Genomic DNA, 20,879 nt, shown 5'->3' with positions numbered 1-20,879 from the left:
CGCGTCGGCCGTCTGGGGAACGTGGCGCTGCCGGTTGCGCGCCGGGGAAGACGTGGTGGTCACCGGGAACGGGCTCCACCGGGCGGGGTGCGGGTGCGGACCGCCCGGTGGAGTCCGGCCGCTACCGCGTCAGCAGCTTCTCCAGGACGTCCGCCGCCTTGGACGCGCCGCCCGCCCCGCGCACGATCCGGCTCAGGGCCGCCGCCCGGGGGCGGCAGGACCGGACGTCCCGTACGGCGTCGCGCAGGCCCTGCACGGTCGGCTCGGCGAGCGTCCTGCCGACCCGCAGCTCCTCCGCCCGGCGGGCGACCGCCCGCTGTTCCGGGATCTGCGGCACCGCCACGAAGGGCACCCCGTGGTACAGGGACTCCATCGCCGAGTTCATCCCGGCGTGGCTCAGGAACACCTCGGTGTGGCGCAGCACCGCCACCTGCGGCACGTGCGCGTGCACCTCGACGTTGGCCGGGACCGGGCCCAGCGACTCCCGGTCCAGCCCGCCCACCGCCATGACGACCTGCCAGTCGCTGTCCCCGAACGCCTCGACGCAGGTCCGGTAGAACTCGGGCCGGTCGTTGAAGACGGTTCCCAGCGATATCAGCAGCACCGGGGCCTGCGACCGGGGGCTCCACTTCTCGGCGGTCTGCCGGCTGCTCAGCGACGGCCCGACGAAGTGGAAGCGCTCGTCGAAGGTCTCCCCCGACAACTGGAACTCGCGGGGGATGAACACCAGGTTCGTCGGGGCCACATGGCCGAACATCAGGTTCGGGTCGTCGAGGAAGGTGTGGCCCTGCGCGAACTTCCCCATGTCCTGGACCGCGGCCACCAGCCGGGGGTCGGTGTGGTCGAAGTCGGCCGGCAGGTACACCTGCGCCGCCGAGAAGGACTCGTTCTCCGCGAAGGTCGGCACCAGGGAGACCTCCCGCACCCCGAGCAGGTTCGCCAGCATCCTCCCGGTGAAGGTCACCGAGTCGTAGCACACCGCGTCCGGCGGGTCGGCGGAGAAGTGCCGGGCCAGGACGGGGAAGGAGGCCCGCGCGTCGTCGAGGTAGTACTCCATCGTCACGGCGAGCTGTTCCGCCGTGAACTCGCCCCGCGCCGCCATGTCGGGCGGCAGTTGCGAGGGCAGGGTCACCGGTGTCGCCCCGGCGGCGACGGGGCCGTCCATGGTGGCCGGTCCGGTGGCGTAGCCGACCCGGTGACCGCGCCGGACCAGCTCTTCGACCAGCGGCAGGGTCGGGTTCACATGCCCGGACGCGGGCGCGCTGACGAAGGCGAAATGGGCCATCAGCCCTCCTCCAGGATGACCGGCAGAGTCTTGTGTCCGTTGGTGAAGAAGGAGCCCAGCGGCTCCAGTTCGGACGACGGGACGGCCGGCCGCAGCCGGGGGAACCGGGAGAACAGCGCGGACAGCGCCGTCGTCGCCTCCAGCTTCGCCAGGGGGCTGCCGAGGCAGTAGTGCACGCCGTGCCCGAAGGTGAGGTGATCGGCCCGCGACGGCCGGGTGACGGAGAAGTCCTCCGCGTCGGCCCCGTGCTGCGCCGGGTCGCGGCCGGCCGCGCCGTAGGACAGCAGGATCGCCTCGCCCTTGCGGATGTGCACGCCGTCCACGGAGACGTCCTCCACGGCGTACCGCAGCGGCAGGTTCGGCACCGGCGCCTGCCAGCGCAGGGTCTCGTCCACCACGTCCTCCCATGTGCTGGTCCCGGACCGGACCAGGGCGAGCTGGGAGGGGTGCGTGGCCAGCGCGTGGACGGCGTGGTGGAGCAGGTTGACGGTCGTCTCGAAGCCGGCGGAGATGGTCAGCAGCAGGGTGTCCAGCAGTTCCCGCTCGGACAGCCGGGTGCCGTCCGCCTCCTGGGCGGCGATCAGGTCGCTGGTCATGTCGTCGCCGGGGTCGCGCCGTTTCGCGGCCGCGAGGTCCTTGAGCAGCATGTACAGCTCGCCGGAGGCGGCCTGCACGCCCGCCGGGTCCGCGTCGAGGCTGAACACCGCGTCCACCAGCCGCCGCAGCTCCGCGCCGGTCTGCGCGGTCACCCCGAACAAGCCGGTGATGACCTGGATCGGCAGCGGGAACGCGAACCGTGCGCGCAGGTCGACCGCCTGCCCCGGCGGCACCGTGGCCAGGTCGGCGATCAGGCCGGCCGTGATCTCCTCGACGCGCGGCCGCATCGCTTCGATACGGCGCGGGGTGAACGCCTTGGCCACCAGGCTGCGCAGCCTGGTGTGGTCGGCGCCGTAGGCGGTGAACATGTTCTGCATCGCGACCCACATGATCAGCGGCCAGTCCGGCGGGATGTCGCCGTCGCGCCACATGGGCCAGTGCTTGTTCGCGTCCTTGGAGACCCTCGGGTCGAGCAGCAGTTTCTTCGCCAGGTCGTGCCCGGTGACGGCCCAGGCCGACACACCGCCGGGCAGTTCGACGGGCGTGGCCGGCCCGCGCTCGCGCAGGGCGGCGGCCTCGCCGAAGATGTCGCCGCCCGAGGGGTCGATGACGTACGCCTCGGCGGGCGGGGCCGCCTGCGCGCGCACCGGCTCGGTGAAGGTGGTGGCCGTACGGGGCTTGGGCGGCTCGGTGACCTCCAGCAGGGACGCGGTGAACCGCGAGCCCATGCCGAGGCCGATCGACATGATGGTGTCGCCGGGCTTGAGGGTCTCGTCGTGCAGCAGGTGGTCCATGCCGAGCAGTTGGTCGCACGGCCCGACGTGGCCGAGCTCGCGCAGCATCGGCCAGGTGGTGCGGCCCAGGTCGATGCCGAGCGGCTCCAGCACGACGACCTCCAGTTGGGCCAGGCCCAGACCGGTGACGACGAACCGGGTGATGTCGGCGACGCTGACGCCGGCCTCCTTGGCGGCCTGCTCGACCGCGGTGACCAGTGCCCCGCTCATCAGCGTCAGATACGGGGCCAGGCCGGTGACCTCGATCGGCGTACGGTTGCGGTGGCCCGCGGGGTCCGGGATCGTCGGGGTGGCGAGGACCTCCATCTGGGTCGCGGAGCTGTTGGCGGTCGCGACCAGCCGCGCCCGGCCGCCCTCGCGGTTGAGCACGGCCGCGACCGCGCCGTCGGCCAGGAAGATCCCGACGGTGGGCTGCCAGCGTTCCCACCGCGGCGGCAGGAACCGGGCGGTGGCCGTGACCAGGGTTGCGGTCGCGGCCGGGTCGGCCACCAGGTGCGCGGCGGCGGACTGCAGCGCGGCCGAGCCGCCGTTGCTGGTCGCCTCGACCTCGTAGACGAGGGCGTGGCCGAGGCCGAGGACGCGCTGCAGGTGGCAGGAGGACGCCATGTGGTCCTGGTGGTCCATCTGGGCGTAGGCGGCCATGGAGATGTCGGCGCCGCTGAGGCCGGACTCGCGCAGCGCCCCGATCGCCGCGTGCACGGCCATCGCGTGCTCGGTGACGTCGTCGGAGCGGGTGAACGACACGAAGTCCGACAGCGCGAGCAGCCGCCGCATGGTCTCGGTGTCCGGCACGGCCTGCGTCGCGGGCGTGCGGGGCGGCAGATACCGCCCCGTTCCGCCGATGTAGACGTTGTCCCAGATCATGCTTCGTCCTTTCCCCTGAGTGCGGACAGCCCGGCCCCGTATCCGCTGAAGTCGAGGAGCCACGTGCTGATGGCCAGCGCCGTGGCCGCGGAGTGCTCCTCCAGTACGGTGAAGTGGTCGCCCGGGACCGTGAGCACCTCCTGGGCGGTGGTGGACAGCCGGGGCCACGAGCGCTTCCCGGTCTGCACCAGCAGCACCGGCGCGGTGACGGGCTCCGGGGCGCCGGCCAGATCGAGGTAGCGGCCCATGGCCACCAGCCGGTCGTCGTCGACCGGCTGGACCTGGTGGCCGGCGTCGAGCATGCCGGTGAGCACACCCGGCAGGTCGTCGGGGTAGCCGTCGATCAGCACCACGGCGCTGGGCCGGGCCCCCCGCCGTTCCAGTTCCCGGGCGGTCGCCAGCGCCAGCCACGCGCCCACCGAACGGCCGACCAGCACCGGCGCGGCGACGGCCGACGCGGCCTCGGCGAGTGCCTGGACCAGGACGTCGGCGTCCGCGGGCAGCGGGTCGCCGGCGAAGCCGGGCAGGTTGAGCGCCGTGACGTCGCGGGCGGCCTCCAGCGCCGCGGCGAACCGCCCGTACTCCTCGATGCCCCCGGACGCCAGCGCGGACGGCAGGCAGACCAGCGACGGCTGGAGGAAGCCGGCCGCGAGGGCGACCGCCTCGGCCTTGGGCGCGTCGGTGGCCGGGCTCAGCCGGGACGCCGTGGCCAGCAGGTCGAGGCCGTCCTGCGCGCGGCCGACGTCCACGGCTTTGCGCAGCAGGCGCTCCATCGGCCCGGCGACCCGGTTCTCCGGCGAGCACAGCTGCCCGTAGAGGTGGTTGACGAGTTGTTCGGGCGTCGGGAAGTCGAAGACGAGGGTCGCCGGGAGCTGGAGCCCGGTGGCCGCGTTGAGCCGGTTGCGCAGCTCGATGGCGGTCAGCGAGTCGACGCCGTGGTCGCGGAACAGCCGACGCGGGTCGTCGATCCCGCCGGGGGCCATCCCGAGGATGCTCGCGCTGTGCGTGACGACCAGGTCGAGCAGCAGGGCGCGCTGCTCGGGCTCGGGCAGGGCTTCGAGCCTGGCCCGCAGGTCGCCGGGGCCGGCCGCCGGGGCCGGTGTGCGCCGCGGCCGGGCGAGTCCGCGCAGCAGCGCGGGCGGGGTGTCGATCGCCGCGAGGTCGAGGCGGACCGGCACCAGCGCCGGGCGTTCGCCGGCCAGGGCGGTATCGAACAGGTCGAGGGCCTGCGCGGTGGCCAGCGGCAGCATCCCGGTCCTCGCCAGCCGGCGGTGGTCGGCCTCGGTCAGGTTCCCGGTGATGCCGCTGGACTCGGCCCACTGGCCCCAGGCCAGGGAGGTGGCCGGCAGACCGTGCGCGTGCCGGTGCTCGGCGAGCGCGTCGAGGAACGCGTTCGCGGCGGCGTAGTTGGCCTGCCCGGGGGCGCCGAACACCCCGGACGCCGAGGAGAACAGCACGAACGCCCGCAGGTCCAGATGCTCGGTGGCCTCGTGCAGGTGCCACGCGGCGTCGGCCTTCGAGCGCAGCACCGTGCCGATCTGCTCCGGTGTCATCGATCCGACCACGGCGTCGTCCACGACCCCGGCGGCGTGCACGACGACCCGCAGGTCGGGGATCGAGGCGACGAGGTCCCTCAGTGCCCCGCGGTCACCGGCGTCGCAGGCGACCACGGTGAGGGCGGCGCCCAGCTCCTGCCGGAGCCCGGGCGGCTCGACACCGCGGCGGCCGGCGAGCACCACGTGCCGGGCGCCGTGCCGCGCGACCAGGTGCCTGGCGACCAGCACGCCGAGGGTGCCGGTGCCGCCGATGATCAGCACGGTGCCGTCCAGGGGCGCGCCGTCCAGCGGCCCGGCCGGGGCGGCCGGGGCGGCCCTCACCAGCCTCGGCACGAGGGCGGTTCCGTCGCGCAGCCGGACCTCGGGCTCGCCGTCGCGCACGGCGGCGCGCACCGCGGCGGGGGCCGCCCGTCGTGAGGCGGCCGTGCCGTCGTGCCGTACGGTCAGGATCCGCCCGGGGTTCTCGCTGTGCGCGCTGCGCAGGAAGCCGCGGGCGGCGGCCGAGGCCAGGTCGTCGCCGGTGAGGACCACGAGCCGGGCCGGCGTGTCGGTGGCCAGGAACTCCCGTACCCTGCCGAGCAGTTCCCGGGTCACCGCGTGGACGGCCGCGACCGGTTCGCCCGCGCCGGCGACCTCGTGGAGGACCGTCTCGGTGTCCGGGCCGTCCGGTGCCGCCATCGGGGTCCAGTCGACGGCGAACAGGGTGTTCGGCCGGCGCCCGGCCCCGGGACCCGCCGCTTCGACGGGCCGCAGGACGATCTCGTCGATGCTCACGACCGGTGTCCCGGCGGTGTCGGTGATCCGCACCGCGCAGGTGTCCGGCCCGGTCGGGTGCAGCACCACGCGGGCCGTCGCGGCCGACCCGGTGACGGACACACCGGAGAACGAGAAGGGCAGCCGCGCCGGGCTGCCGCCGGCGCCGTCGTCCTCGGCCGCGAGGCCGGCGAGCAGGGTCAGCGGCTGTATGGCGGCGTCCAGGAGCGCGGGGTGGACGCGGTAGCCGGTGAGCTGTGCGGGGTCCGCCGGGAAGCTCACCTCGGCGTGCAGGTCCTCGCCGTGCCGCCGGATGCCGGTGAGCCCCTGGAAGGTCGGCCCGTAGTCGTAGCCGGCTTCGGCGAGCCGGTCGTAGAACGAGCCGATGTCGACCGGCGCGGCCTCGCTGTCGTCCGCCCCGGCTACGGCCGTCCGGTCGGCCGGTGTCGCCCGGTCCGTCGGCGGACCGAGCACGCCGGTCGCGTGGCGGGTCCACTCGTCGGGTTCGGCCGAGGTGCGGGAGTGGACGGTGACGGGCCGGCGTCCGGTGTCGTCGGGCGCGCCGACGGTGACCTGCACATGCACCCCGTCGGGCTCGGACAGCACGAGCGGCGCCTCCAGGACCAGTTCGGACAGGACGGGGCTGGCCGTGTGCTCGCCGGCGTGGACGGCCATGTCCACGAACGCCATCGCGGGCAGCAGCGTCGAACCGAGCACGGTGTGCTCGGCCAGCCACGGGTGGACGGACGCGGAGAGTTTCCCGGTCAGCACCACGCCCTGCCCGTCGGGGAGCCTCACCAGGGACCGCAGCAGCGGGTGGTCGGGCGTGTCGAGGCCCTCCGACGGGGTGGTGGGCTGGAGCCAGTAGTGCTGATGCTGGAACGGATACGAAGGCACCCGCGCGTCCGCCCTGGTCTCCGTGGGTGGCATCCAATGGGCGGCGCCGTCCGCCCACAACCGGCCCAGCCCCGCCAGCACCTGCTCCGGAGAATCCGCACCACGGCGCATCAACCCGTTGCTCACGAGCAGCGGGTGCGGGCCCACTTCCACGAACCCCGTAACCCCCTGGCCCGCCAGCCACTCCATGGCATCAGCGAACCGGACCGGCTCCCGCACCTGCCGCACCCAATACCCAGGCTCCCCCATATCCACCGGATGTCCGGCCACCGTGGACACCACCGGAATCACCGGCTCACCGAACGACAAACCCGCCGCCACCCGGCCCAGCTCCTCCAGCACCGGATCCATCCGCGCCGAGTGGAACGCGTGACTGACCGCCAGCCGCCGCACCCGACGCCCACGACCCCGCCACACCTCACCCACCGCAGCCACCGCCGCCTCATCCCCCGACACCACCACCGCATCCACCCCGTTGACCGCCGCCAGCTCAGCACCCGCCACCAGCGACCCCGCCACCTCCTCCACCGACGCCTGCACCGACACCATCGCCCCACCACCGGCCAGCCCCTGCATCAACCGGCCCCGCGCCCCCACCAGCACACACGCATCCTCCAGCCCCAACACCCCCGCCACATGAGCCGCCGCCACCTCACCCACCGAATGCCCCACCACGAAATCAGGCCGCACACCCAGCCACTCCACCAACCGGAACAACGCCACCTGCACCGCGAACACCCCGGCCTGCGTGAACAACGTCTCCCCCAACACCCCCTCCCCGTCCTCGAACAACACCCCCACCGACAACCCCAACAACCCGCACACCTCGTCCAGCGCCCGGGCAAACACCGGGAACACCCGGTACAAACCCCGGCCCATCCCCACCCACTGACCACCCTGACCAGAGAACACAAACGCCGACTTACCCGAGTCGCGGGCCTCGCCGGTCACCAGTCCGGGATGCGCCTCCCCGCGCACCAGGGCCGCCAGTGCCTCCGGTCCGGTCACCATGGCCCGGTGGGCGAACCGGGTCCGCGCGGCGAGCGCGGCGCCGATTCCGTCCGCGTCGGGGGCGGTGGCCGCGTACACCTGCAACCTGCGGGCCTGGGCCAGGAGCGCCTGCTCGGACTTGGCCGACAGCAGCCACGGCACCGGCACCGCGGCGGCAGGGGCGGGCGTGGGAGTGGCCGGGGACTCGGGTGACGTGTCGTCGGCCGGTGCCTCCAGGATCACGTGCGCGTTGGTGCCGCTGATGCCGAAGGCCGAGATGCCGGCCCGGCGGGGACGCCCCGTCTCCGGCCACGGCCGGGTCTCGGTGAGCAGTGAGACCTGGCCCGCCGACCAGTCGACGTGCGAGGTCGGCGCGTCGACATGCAGTGTCGGCGGCAACTGCCCGTGCCGCATCGCCATCACCATCTTGATCACACCGGCCACACCCGCCGCCGCCTGCGTGTGCCCGATGTTCGACTTCACCGACCCCAGCCACAACGGCTCCACCCGGTCCCGGCCATACGTCGCCAACAGCGCCTGCGCCTCGATGGGATCGCCGAGCGTCGTCCCCGTACCGTGCGCCTCCACCGCGTCCACCTCGGACGGCTCCAGCCCGGCATTCGCCAACGCCTGGCGGATGACGCGTTCCTGCGAAGGGCCGTTGGGCGCGGTCAACCCGTTGGACGCCCCGTCCTGGTTCACCGCCGAGCCCCGGACGACCGCCAGCACCCGGTGGCCGTTGCGACGGGCGTCCGACAACCGCTCCAAGAGCACGACACCCGCGCCCTCGCCCCAGGCCGTGCCGTCAGCCGCCTCGGCGAACGCCTTCACCCGGCCATCGGCCGCCAGCCCCCGCTGGCGGGAGAAGTCGATGAAGGCGGCGGGTGTCGCCATCACCGTCACGCCACCGGCCAGGGCCAGCGAGCACTCCCCCGAGCGGAGCGCCTGCGCCGCCAGGTGTATCGCCACCAGCGATGACGAGCAGGCCGTGTCCACCGACACCGCCGGGCCCTCCAGGCCCAGCAGATACGACACCCGCCCGGAGGTCACACTGGTCGCCGTGCCGGTGGCCACATAGCCGTCCGCGTCGCGTGAGATCTGGTCCACTCCGCCCGCGTAGCCGGATGCCCAGATGCCGGTGAAGATGCCCGTTTGGCTGCCCCGCAACGTCGTCGGATCGATCCCGGCGTCCTCAAGCGTCTCCCACACCGTCTCCAGCAGCACCCGCTGCTGCGGATCCATCGCCAACGCCTCACGCGGCGAGATCCCGAAGAACGCGGCATCGAAGCCACCCGCGTCCGCCAGAAACCCACCCGACCGCGTGTACGACGTCCCCGGACCACCGGCCGGGTCGTAGAGACGGCCCACATCCCACCCACGATCCGACGGGAACTCCCCCACCGCATCGACCCCGCCCGCCACCACGCTCCACAGCTCCTGCGCCGACCCCACGCCACCCGGATACCGGGCTCCCAGCCCCACCACCACCACCGGATCACCCGACACCGGAACCGCAGCCGGCACGGGCGCGACCGTCCGGCGCTCCTTGCCGAGGACCACCTCGCGCAGGTATGCGGCCAGCCGGGCCGGGGTCGGGTGGTCGAAGACCATCGTCGCCGGCAGCCGGGTCCCGACCGCCGTGGACAGCCGGTTGCGCAGCTCCACGCCGGTCAGCGAGTCGAAGCCCAGGTCCTTGAAGGCCAGGTCGCCGCCGATCTCGTCGCTGCGGCCCAGCACGGCGGCGGCGTGGGTGCCGACCAGGTCGAGCAGGAGCTCGCGCTGCCGGGCCTCGGGGAGCGATCCCAGCTCGCCCGCCAGTCCGGTGGTCCGCACCGGTTTGCGGGCGCGGGCCAGCGCGCGCAGCATCGGCCGGTCGCCCAGTGCGGACACCTTGAGTGCGGCCGCGACCACCGCCGGTTCGGCGGTGTCCAGGCCCCCGTCGAACAGCCCGAGTCCGTGGTCGGTCGTCATCGGCAGCAGGCCCGCGCGGGCGAGGCGTTCACCGTCGGCCTCGGACATCTGCCCGGTCAGCCCGCCGGTCTCGGCCCACCGGCCCCAGGCCAGCGACACCCCGGGCAGGCCCTGGGCACGCCGGTACGCGGCCAGGCCGTCGAGGAAGGCGTTCGCCGCGGCGTAGTTGGCCTGTCCGGGGCTGCCGAGCGTCCCGGCCGCCGAGGAGAAGAGGACGAACGCCGTCAGGTCCCGTCCCCGGGTGAGTTCGTGCAGGTTCCAGGCCGCCCGTGCCTTGGGCTCCCAGACCGCGGCGAGGCGTTCGGGGGTCAGGGACTCGACCAGGCCGTCGTCGAGCACACCGGCCGCGTGGACGACCGCGGTCAGCGGGTGCGCGGCCGGGATCGCGTCCAGTACGGCCGCCAGCGCGTCCCGGTCCGCGACATCGCAGGCGGCCACGGTCACCTCCGCGCCCAGCCCGGCCAGCTCCTCCCGCAGCGCGGCCCCGCCACCACTGCGGCTGACCAGCACCAGATGCCGCACACCCCGCTCGGCCACCAGATGCCGGGCCACCTGGCCACCCAGCAGCCCCGTACCGCCGGTGATCAGCACCGTACCGGCCGCGTCGAGATCCGCAGGAACAGTGAGGACGATCTTCCCGATGTGGGCGGCCCGGCTCATGTACCGGAAGGCGTCCCGCGCGCGGCGGACGTCCCAGGTGGTGAGCGGCGGCAGACGCAGCTCGCCCGCGCCGAGCAGCCGGACGGCCTCGGCCAGGATCTCCCCCAGCCGTTCCGGTCCCGCGTCGGCCAGGTCGAAGGCCAGCACGCCGGGCCGGATGTCGGCCTTGCCCATCTCCACGAACCGGCCGCCGGGCGCGAGCAGCCGCAGGGAGGCGTCCAGGAACTCGCCGGACAGCGAGTTCAGCACCACGTCGAAGGGTCCGAACCGGTCGGCGAACTCCAGGGTCCGGGACGAGGCGATGTGGTCCTCGTCCAGCCCCAGGGCGCGCAGCGCGTCCCACTTGCCCGGGCCGGCGGTCGCGTGGACGTCCGCGCCCCAGAGCCGCGCGAGCTGGACCGCCGCCATGCCGACACCACCGGCCCCGGCGTGGATCAGCACCCGGTCACCGGCCGTCAGCCCGCCCAGGTCGCGCAGGCCGTACCACGCGGTCATGAACGCGATCGGCACGGTGGCGGCCTGGGTGAACGTCCACTCGTCGGGGATGCGCACCAGCACCCTGTGGTCGGCGACGGCCGTCCGGCCGAACGCGCCGGGCAGCAGCCCGGCGACCCGGTCACCCGGCCGCAGCCCGGTGACCTCGGCGCCGGCCTCGGTGACGACGCCCGCGCCCTCGCTGCCGAGCAGCGCCGGGTCCGGGTAGACGCCGAGGGCGATCAGCACGTCGCGGAAGTTCAGCCCGGCCGCCCGCACGGCGACGCGCACCTCCCGGGGCCCGAGCGGGGCCTGCTCGTACGGCAGGAAGGCGAGGTCGTCCAGGCTGCCCGTGCCCGCCTGCGTCAGCCGTCCGTCGAACGCCTCCGGTGCGCAGCGCACGAGCCGGGGCACGTAGACAGCCCCCCGGCGCACCGCCACCTGGTCCTCGTCGCCGACCGACAGGCCGTCGGGCAGCTCGTCGGCGTCCACGAGCAGGAACCGGCCGGGGTGCTCGGACTGCGCGGACCGGACCAGGCCCCATACGGCCGAGGCTTCCGGGTCGCTCACCGCGTCACCGGGAACGACGGCGACCGCGCCCCGTGTGCGCACGACGAGCCGTTCGCCGGGCCCGGCCAGGAAGTCCTGGACGGCCGTCAGCGCCTCGGCGACCGAGCCGGGCGAGACGACGGCGTCGCCGAGCGTGCCTTCGCCGGGGGTCAGCGGAATCCAGTCGAGGGCGTACAGCGGGCCGCGTTCCGCCATCGGACGGGTGGTCAGCGCCTCGATCATCGCCACGGGTTCGCCGGACCGGTCCGCCAGGTGGACGGCGTACGTGCCGGGGCGCACCGCCGTCAGCCGCACGCGCGCGGAGGTCACACCGGTGCGGTGGACCGCGATCCCGCCCAGCGAGAACGGCAGCCGTACCTCGCCTTCCGTGCCGGCCAGCAGCGCCAGCGGTTGCAGGGCGGCGTCCAGCAGGGCCGGATGAACGGAGAACCGGGCCGCGTCCGCCACGGTGACCTCGGCGAACACCTCGTCGCCGCGGCGCCACACCGCCTGCACGGCCTGGAAGGCCGGCCCGTACTCGTAGCCCGCCGCGGCGAGCGTGTCGTAGAGCCCGGTGACCGGTTCCGCGCCGGCCGGCGGCCATTGCGTCAGCTCCTGCCCGGCCACGGGTCTCCCGCTCACCGTGCCGGTGGCGTGCCGGACCCAGCCGTCCGTGCGGGACCGGACGTCGACCGTGCGGCGGCCGGTCTCGTCCGGCTCGCCCACGACGACCTGCACGTCCACCGCACCGTCCGCGGGCAGCACCAGCGGGGCCTCCAGGACCAGTTCCTCCACCGCAGCCCCGGCCGCGTGCACCACCAGTTCCACGAACGCCGTCGCGGGCAGCAGCACCGTCCCCCGTACGGAGTGGTCCGCGAGCCAGGGGTGGGTGGCCAGGGAGAGCCGGCCCGTCAGGACCCGCTGCTCGCCCACCTCGACAGCGGCGCCGAGCAGCGGGTGGTCCACCGAGTCGAGCCCGGCCGCGGACACGTCTGCCGTGCCTCCGGCGAGCCAGAACCGCGTCCGCTGGAAGGGGTAGGTGGGCAGCGCCACCGGCTTCCCTTCAGGGAACGGCCACCGCACCGGCACACCCGCGACGAACAGCCGCGCCGCGGCGGCCAGGAACTCGGCCGGGGTGCCGTGGTCGCGGCGCAGTGTCCCGGTCACCACACCCGCCTCGTGCTCCTCCAGCGCGGGCGTGAGCACCGGGTGCGGGCTGATCTCGACGAAGGCGGGGTCGCCGCCCGAGGCGAGCAGCGCACGGGTGGCTTGGTCGAACAGCACGGGTTCGCGGAGGTTGCAGTACCAGTAAGCGGCGTCGAGGGTAGAGGCGCCGATCTCCTCGCCGGTCACCGTGGAGTAGAACGGGACCGTCGCCGGGCGCGGTGTGATGCCGGCCAGGTCGGTCAGCAACTGCTCCCGGATGGTCTCCACTTGGGCGGAGTGGGCGGCGTAGTTCACCGGCAGACGGCGGGCGCGGATGCCGTCGGCCTCGCAGACCGCCAGCAGCTCGTCCAGCGCATCCAAGTCGCCCGACACGACGACCGAACCCGGGGCGTTGACCACCGCCACCGTCAGCCGGCCGCCCCAGCGGGCCACGAACTCGGCGGCCTGCTCCGGCCCGAGACCGACCGACACCATCCCGCCCTGATCCGCCAGGGCAACCAGGGCCTTGCTGCGCAGCGCGACCACCCTGGCGGCGTCCTCCAGGGACAACGCGCCCGCCACGTAAGCCGCCGCGATCTCGCCCTGCGAATGCCCGACTACCGCATCAGGTTCCACACCGTGAGCACGCCACAGTTCGGCCAGCGCGATCATCACCGCGAACAGGGCGGGCTGCACCACGTCCACGCGCTCCAGCGGGGCACCGCCGGTCAGCGCCTCCACCAACGACCAGTCGGTATACGGCGCCAGCGCCGCATCACACGCGTCGATCGCCTCCCGGAACACCGGCTCCGAGCCGTACAACTCCCCACCCATACCGGCCCACTGCGCGCCCTGCCCCGGGAAGACGAACACCGACCGGCCCAGCGGACGAGCGGTCCCGGTGACCAGACCCGGCACCGACCGGCCCTCGGCCAGTGCCTCCAACACCTCTGCACCGCTCAGCACCGCTCGGTGCTCGAACACGGTGCGCGCGGCCAGGGCACCGCCGACCGCCGCCGGGCTCACCTCGGGATGTAGGGCGGTGAAGGCGCCCAGCCGGCGCGCCTGTTCCCGCAACGCCGCCTCGGACCTGGCCGACAGCACCCACGGCACCACTCCGCCCGCGGGCCCGGCCGAAACCCCGGCCGGCTCCTCGGCAGCCGCCTCGATCACCACATGCGCGTTCGTACCGCTGATGCCGAACGCCGAGATGCCCGCGCGACGCAGGTGGCCGTTGTCGGGCCAGGGCCGGGCCTCGGTGAGCAGCCGGATGTTTCCGGAGTCCCAGTCGACGTGCGAGGTCGGCGCGTCGACATGCAGCGTCGGCGGCAGCTCACCGTGCCGCATCGCCATCACCATCTTGATCACACCGGCCACACCCGCCGCCGCCTGGGTGTGGCCGATGTTCGACTTCACCGACCCCAGCCACAACGGCTCGTCCCGGTCCCGGCCGTAGGTCGCCAACAGCGCCTGCGCCTCGATGGGATCGCCGAGCGTGGTGCCCGTACCGTGCGCTTCCACCGCGTCCACGTCCGCCGTCGACAGTCCGGCATTCGCCAGCGCCTGACGGATCACCCGCTCCTGCGACGGGCCGTTCGGTGCCCCGAGGCCGTTGGAGGTGCCGTCCTGGTTCACCGCCGTACCCCGCACGACCGCCAGCACCCGGTGGCCGTGGCGACGGGCGTCCGACAGCCGCTCCAGCAGCACCAGCCCCGCGCCCTCGGCCCAGGCCGTACCGTCAGCCGCCTCGGCGAACGCCTTCACCCTGCCGTCGGGGGCCAGGCCGCGCTGGCGCGAGAACTCCGTGAAGCCCAGCGGGGTCGCCATCACGGTCACCCCACCGGCCAGGGCCAGCGAGCACTCCCCCGAGCGGAGCGCCTGCGCGGCCAGGTGGATCGCCACCAGCGAGGACGAGCAGGCGGTGTCCAGCGAGACCGCCGCGCCCTCCAGCCCCAGCAGGTAGGCGATCCGGCCGGAGGTCACGCTGGTCGCGGCACCCGTACCGAGATAGCCCTCGGCGCCGGCGGGTGCGCGGTCGCCGTAGCCGGAGGACCAGATGCCGGTGAAGACGCCCGTCTGGCTGCCCCGCAACGACGTCGGATCGATCCCGGCGTCCTCCAGCGTCTCCCACGCCGTCTCCAACAGGACCCGCTGCTGCGGATCCATCGCCAACGCCTCACGCGGCGAAATCCCGAAGAAATCCGCATCGAACCCCGCCGCATCCGCCAGAAACCCACCCGACCGCGTATACGACGTCCCCGGATGATCCGCATCCGGATGGAACAACCCCTCGACATCCCACCCACGATCAGACGGAAACTCCCCGATCGCATCCACCCCGCCCGACACCAGACTCCACAGCGCCTCCGGCGACCCCACCCCACCCGGCAACCGGCACCCCATACCCACGATCACCACCGGATCAGCCCCGCCGGCCACCGGCACCGACGACACCACCGGCGCCACAGCCCCGCCGAGGATCTCGCTCAGCAGGTGTTCGGCGAGTTGCCGCGGGGTGGGGTGGTCGAAGGTGACGGTGGCGGGCAGGCGCAGGCCGGTGGCGGTGTTGAGCCGGTTGCGCAGTTCGACGGAGGTCAGGGAATCGAAGCCGAGGTCCTTGAACGGCTGCCGGTCCTGTACGGCCCCCGGTTCGCGGTGCCCGAGCACGGCGGCGGTGGCGGCGGTGACCAGGTCGAGTGCGGCTCGCAGCCGTTCGGCCTCGGGCAGGGACCGCAGGCGGTCGGCGATCGCGCCGTGGCGCGCCGGGCGCCGGGCCGCCGTGCGGGAGACGAGGCCCTTGAGGGCCGCCGGGACCGCCGGGGCGCCCGCAAGCACGGACAGGTCGAGGCGTACCGGCGCCAGTGCGGCCCGGTCCGTGGCCAGGGCCGCGTCGAACAGCGCCAGGGCGTGGTCGGTGGCCAGCGGTACGACCCCGGCTCGCGTCAGCCGGTCCTGGTCGGCACCGGTGAGGTGCCCGGTCATGCCGCTCGGCTCGGCCCAGTAGCCCCAGGCCAGCGAGGTCGCCGGCAGTCCCAGGGCACGCCGGTGCACGGCGAGGGCGTCGAGGAAGGTGTTGGCCGCGGCGTAGTTGGCCTGTCCGGGGCTGCCGAGCGTCCCGGCCGCCGAGGAGAAGAGGACGAACGCCGTCAGGTCCCGTCCCCGGGTGAGTTCGTGCAGGTTCCAGGCCGCCCGTGCCTTGGGCTCCCAGACCGCGGCGAGGCGTTCGGGGGTCAGGGACTCGACCAGGCCGTCGTCGAGCACACCGGCCGCGTGGACGACCGCGGTCAGCGGGTGCGCGGCCGGGATCGCGTCCAGTACGGCCGCCAGCGCGTCCCGGTCCGCGACATCGCAGGCGGCCACGGTCACCTCAGCGCCCAGCCCGGCCAGCTCCTCGCGCAGCGCGGCCCCGCCACCACTGCGGCTGACCAGCACCAGATGCCGCACACCCCGCTCGGCCACCAGATGCCGGGCCACCTGGCCACCCAGCACCCCCGTACCACCGGTGATCAGCACCGTACCGACCGCGTCGAGATCCGCAGGAACAGTGAGGACGATCTTCCCGATGTGGGCGGCCCGGCTCATGAACCGGAACACGTCGACCGCGTCCCGGACCTGGCGTACGTCGATCGGCAGCGGTGCGAACTCTCCGTCGGTGAAGGCCCGTACGACGGCGTCCAGGATCTCGCCGAGCCGTTCCGGCCCCGCGTCGGCGATGTCGAACGCCCGGTAGACGATGCCGGGATGGTCGGCGGCGTCGCGGATGTCGGTCTTGCCCATCTCCACGAACCGGCCGCCGGGCCGGAGCAGCCGCAGGGAGGCGTCGACGAACTCGCCGGACAGCGAGTCCAGGACCACGTCCATGGACGGGAACTTCTGCTCGAAGTCCAGGGTGCGCGACGAGGCGATGTGGTCCTCGTCCAGTCCCAGGGCGCGCAGGGTGTGCCACTTGGCCGGGCCGGCGGTGGCGAACACCTCCGCCCCGAGCCGCCGGGCCAGTTGGATCGCCGCCATGCCGACGCCGCCGGTGCCGGCGTGGATCAGGACCCGGTCACCGGCCGTCAGCCCGCCCAGGTCGCGCAGGCCGTACCAGGCGGTCAGGAACACCACGGGCACGGACGCGGCCCTGGCGAACGACCAGTCGTCGGGCATCCGGACCAGCAGCCGCTGGTCGGCGACGGTGACCGGGCCGAAGGCGCCGGGGACCAGGCCCATGACGCGGTCGCCGGGCCGGAACCGGGTGTCGGGGCCGGTTTCGAGGACGACGCCCGCGCCTTCGCCGCCCATCAGGGCCTCGCCGGGGTAGACGCCGAGGGCGATCAGCACGTCCCGGAAGTTGAGTCCGGCCGCCCGCATGGCGATCCGGACCTGGCCGGGCCCCAGCGGCTCCATGAGTTCCGGGCGGGGCACCAGTGCCAGGTCGTCGATGCTGCCGGTGCCCGTGTCCTCCAGCCGCCAGGTCCCGTCCGGCGGGGTGAGGCTCGCGCCGACGCGGACCAGGCGGGGGACGCGCAGCGTCCCTTGACGTACGGCCAGTTCGGGCTCGTCCGTGCCGGCGATCAGCGCGGGGTCCCAGGTCGGGTCGGCGTCGACCAGGACGAACCGGTCGGGGTGCTCGGCCCGCGCGCCGCGGACCAGGCCCCAGACCATCGAGTGGTGGAGGCCGACCACGTCGCCGGGTGCGGCGGCGACGGCGTTGCGGGTGACGACCGCCAGCCGGGTCCGCTCGCCCGCCAAATGGTCCCGGATCACGGCGAGTACGCTCCGCGCGCTCGCGTACGCCGCCTCGACGGTGTCCGCCTCGGGCTCCGGTCCGGGCACCTCGTAGACGACCAGGTCCGCGGGGTCGCCGCCCGTGGTTGCCGCCGATGCGAGGGGGACCCAGTCGAGTGCGTACAGGCTGTCCGGGACGGCGGTGGCGTCCCGGACGGTCAGCGAGGTGATGACCGCGACCGGGGTGCCGTCCGGATCGGCCACGGCCACGGTGTACGTGTCCGGCCCGGTGGCGGCCAGGCGTACGCGCAGCGTCCGGTGGCCCGTGGGCCGTATCGCCACTCCGGTGAACGCGAACGGCAGGCCGGTGCGGTCGGTGAGAAACGCCATGGGGTGCAGTGCGGCGTCGAGCAGCGCGGGGTGCAGGGCGAACGGTTCCTCGGCGGGAAGCTCCACCTCGGCGTAGACGGTGTCGCCGACCCGCCGGGCCGTCGTGACGCCCTGGAACGCCGGCCCGTACGCGTAGCCGAGCACGGACAGCGAGTCGTAGAGCCCGTCGACGTCGAGGGCCTCACCGGCCGGCGGCCAGTCCCAGGCGCTCAGCACCGGCTCCTCGCCCAGGGTCCCGGTGGCGTGCCGCACCCACTCGTCGCCGTCACGCGAGTACACCGTGAGCGGACGGCGGCCGTCGTCCTCGGGGCCGACGACGACCTGGAGGTGCACCGGGGTGTCGTCGAGGACGAGCGGCGTTTCGAGCACCAGTTCCTCGACCGCGTGGCCGAGCCGGCCGGCGGCGTAGGCCGCCATTTCCGTGAACGCGGTGCCGGGCAGGAGGACGGAGCCCCGCACGGCGTGGTCGGCCAGCCACGGGTGGGTGGCGAGCGAGATCCGTCCGCTGAGCACCGCGCCGTCGGGCAGTTCCACGAACGTGCCGAGCAGGGGGTGGTCGCCCGACGCCGCCGGGACGGGCCGCAGCCAGTACGGCCGGCGCTGGAAGGCGTACGTCGGCAGGCTGACGGGCTCGGTGCCGTCCGGGAACCGCCAGTCGACCGGGACACCGTGGACGTGCAGACGGCCGAGCGAGGCGAGGAAGTCGTCCTGGTCGCGCCGGAGCGTGCCGGTGACGAGGAGGTCGGAGCCGTGGTGGTGACCGGTCTCCTCGACGGCGGAGACCAGGACCGGGTGCGGACTGACCTCGACGAAGACGGTGTGGCCGTGGTCGAGCAGCAGCCGGGTGGTCTGGTCGAACAGCACGGGTTCGCGGAGGTTGCGGTACCAGTAATCGGCGTCGAGGGCAGAGGTGTCGATCTCCTCGCCGGTGACCGTGGAGTAGAACGGGATCGCCGCCGGGCGCGGTGTGATGCCGGCGAGGTCGGTGAGCAACTGTTCGCGGATGGCTTCCACTTGGGCGGAGTGGGCGGCGTAGTTCACCGGCAGGCGGCGGGTGCGGATGCCGTCGGCCTCGCAGGCCGCCAGCAGTTCGTCCAGCGCGTCCAGATCACCGGAAATCACCACGCTGTCCGCCGAGTTGACCACCGCCACGGTCAGCCGGCCGGCCCAGGGGGCCACGAACTCGGCGGCCTGCTCATGCCCGAGACCGACCGACACCATCCCGCCCTGGCCGGCCAGCACCGCCAGCGCCCTGCTCCGCAACGCCACCACCTTGGAGGCGTCCTCCAACGACAACGCCCCCGTCACACAAGCAGCCGCGATCTCGCCCTGCGAATGCCCGACGACGGCGTCAGGTTCCACACCATGCGCACGCCATAGTTCGGCAAGCGCCACCATCACCGCGAACAGGGCCGGCTGCACCACATCCGCGCGCTCCAGCGGGGCACCGCCGGTCAGCGCCTCCACCAACGACCAGTCGGTGTACGGCGCCAACGCCGCGTCACACGCGTCGATCGCCTCCCGGAACACCGGCTCCGAGCCGTACAACTCCCCACCCATGCCCACCCACTGCGCACCCTGCCCCGGAAACACGAACACCGACCGGCCCAGCGGGCGGACGGTCCCGGTGACCAGGCCCGGCGCCGACCGGCCCTCCGCGAGTGCCTCCAGCGCCTCGGCACCGCTCAGCACCGCGCGGTGCTCGAAACGCGACCGCCCCGCCAACGCCCGGCCCACCGCGACCGCGCCGGCTTCCGGATGCCCGGCCAGGAACGCCCCCAGCCGGCGCGCCTGCTCCCGCAACGCCGCATCCGACTTCCCCGACAACACCCACGGCACCACCCCGCCCGCGGACCCCGGGGAAACCCGGACCGGCTCTCCGGCGGCCGCCTCGATCACCACATGCGCGTTGGTGCCGCTGATGCCGAACGCCGACACGGCGGCACGGCGGGGACGCCCCGTCTCCGGCCACGGCCGGGCCTCGGTGAGCAGTGAGACACGGCCCGCCGACCAGTCGACATGGGAGGTCGGCGCGTCCACATGGAGGGTGCGCGGCAGTTGCCCGTGCCGCATCGCCATGACCATCTTGATCACACCCGCCACACCGGCCGCCGCCTGAGTGTGCCCGATGTTCGACTTCACCGACCCCAGCCACAACGGCTCGTCCCGCCCCTGACCGTAGGTCGCCAGGAGTGCCTGGGCCTCGATGGGGTCGCCGAGCGTGGTGCCGGTGCCGTGGGCCTCCACCGCGTCCACGTCCGCCGTCGACAGTCCGGCGTTCGCCAGCGCCTGTCGTACGACGCGTTCCTGGGACGGACCGTTCGGCGCCGCGAGCCCGTTCGACGCGCCGTCCTGGTTCACCGCCGAGCCCCGCACCACCGCCAGCACCCGGTGGCCGTTGCGGCGGGCGTCGGACAGGCGTTCCAGCAGCAGCAAGCCGGCGCCCTCACCCCAGGCCGTACCGTCAGCCGCTTCAGCGAACGCCTTGATACGACCGTCGGCCGCAAGCCCCCGCTGCCGCGAGAACTCGACGAACCCCGCCGGTGTCGCCATCACCGTCACACCGCCCGCCAGGGCCAGCGAGCACTCCCCGGCCCGCAGCGCCTGCGCCGCCAGGTGGATCGCCACCAGCGACGACGAGCACGCCGTGTCCACCGACACCGCCGCACCCTCCAGCCCCAGCAGATACGACACCCGCCCGGACGTGGCGCTGGTGGCTGTTCCGGTGGCGAGGAATCCTTCGAGGTCCGGCGGCGGCTGGTTGCCGTAGCCGGAGGACCACAGGCCGGTGAACACGGCTGTGCGGCTGCCGCCGAGCGTGGTCGGGTCGATGCCGGCGTTCTCGAAGGTCTCCCAGGCGGTCTCCAGCAGCACCCGCTGCTGCGGGTCCATCGCCAGTGCCTCGCGCGGCGAGATCCCGAAGAACCCGGCGTCGAAGCCGGCGCCGTCGGCGAGGAAGCCGCCCGACCGGCTGTAGGTCGTGCCCGGCCGGTCCGGGTCGGGGTCGTAGACGACGTCCCAGCCACGGTCCGGCGGGAATTCGGTGATCGCGTCGGCACCGTCCGAGACGAGTCGCCACAGGCCGTCAGGGGACTCCACGCCGCCCGGGTAGCGGCAGCCCATGCCGATGATCGCGATCGGCTCGCGCGCGGCCTCCTCCATGTCGGCGAGGCGCTTGCTGAGCACTCCCAGGTCGGCCGTGGCGCGCTTGAGGTAAGTGCGGAGCTTCTCTTCGTCGGACAT

The 20,879-nt window shown here is 73.8% G+C and carries 3 protein-coding genes; all 3 read right to left on the bottom strand.

All coding sequences use genetic code 11. The annotated features are described in order from the left end of the window. Window positions 1-121 precede the first annotated feature (121 nt). The 3 genes from ACZ4SV_RS09550 to ACZ4SV_RS09540 are packed head-to-tail and all read right to left on the bottom strand — an operon-like array spanning window position 122 to window position 20,879. Entirely contained in the window at window positions 122-1,285 is a 1,164-nt protein-coding gene (locus ACZ4SV_RS09550) for a macrolide family glycosyltransferase (RefSeq protein ID WP_468002877.1), read from the bottom strand. Beyond that, a complete protein-coding gene (locus ACZ4SV_RS09545; protein WP_468002875.1) occupies window positions 1,285-3,540 on the bottom strand; it encodes a cytochrome P450 in 2,256 nt (751 codons plus the stop codon). Before ACZ4SV_RS09545 ends, ACZ4SV_RS09550 begins: the two co-directional genes overlap by 1 nt. Continuing rightward, on the bottom strand, window positions 3,537-20,879 hold the full coding sequence (locus tag ACZ4SV_RS09540; protein WP_468002873.1) for an SDR family NAD(P)-dependent oxidoreductase: 17,343 nt from the start codon (window positions 20,877-20,879) through the stop codon (window positions 3,537-3,539). The genes ACZ4SV_RS09545 and ACZ4SV_RS09540 overlap by 4 nt, the downstream gene beginning before the upstream one ends.

The sequence above is a fragment of the Streptomyces sp. NPDC027672 genome (assembly GCF_055566335.1).
This window is presented reverse-complemented; position numbering and strand designations above follow the sequence as displayed.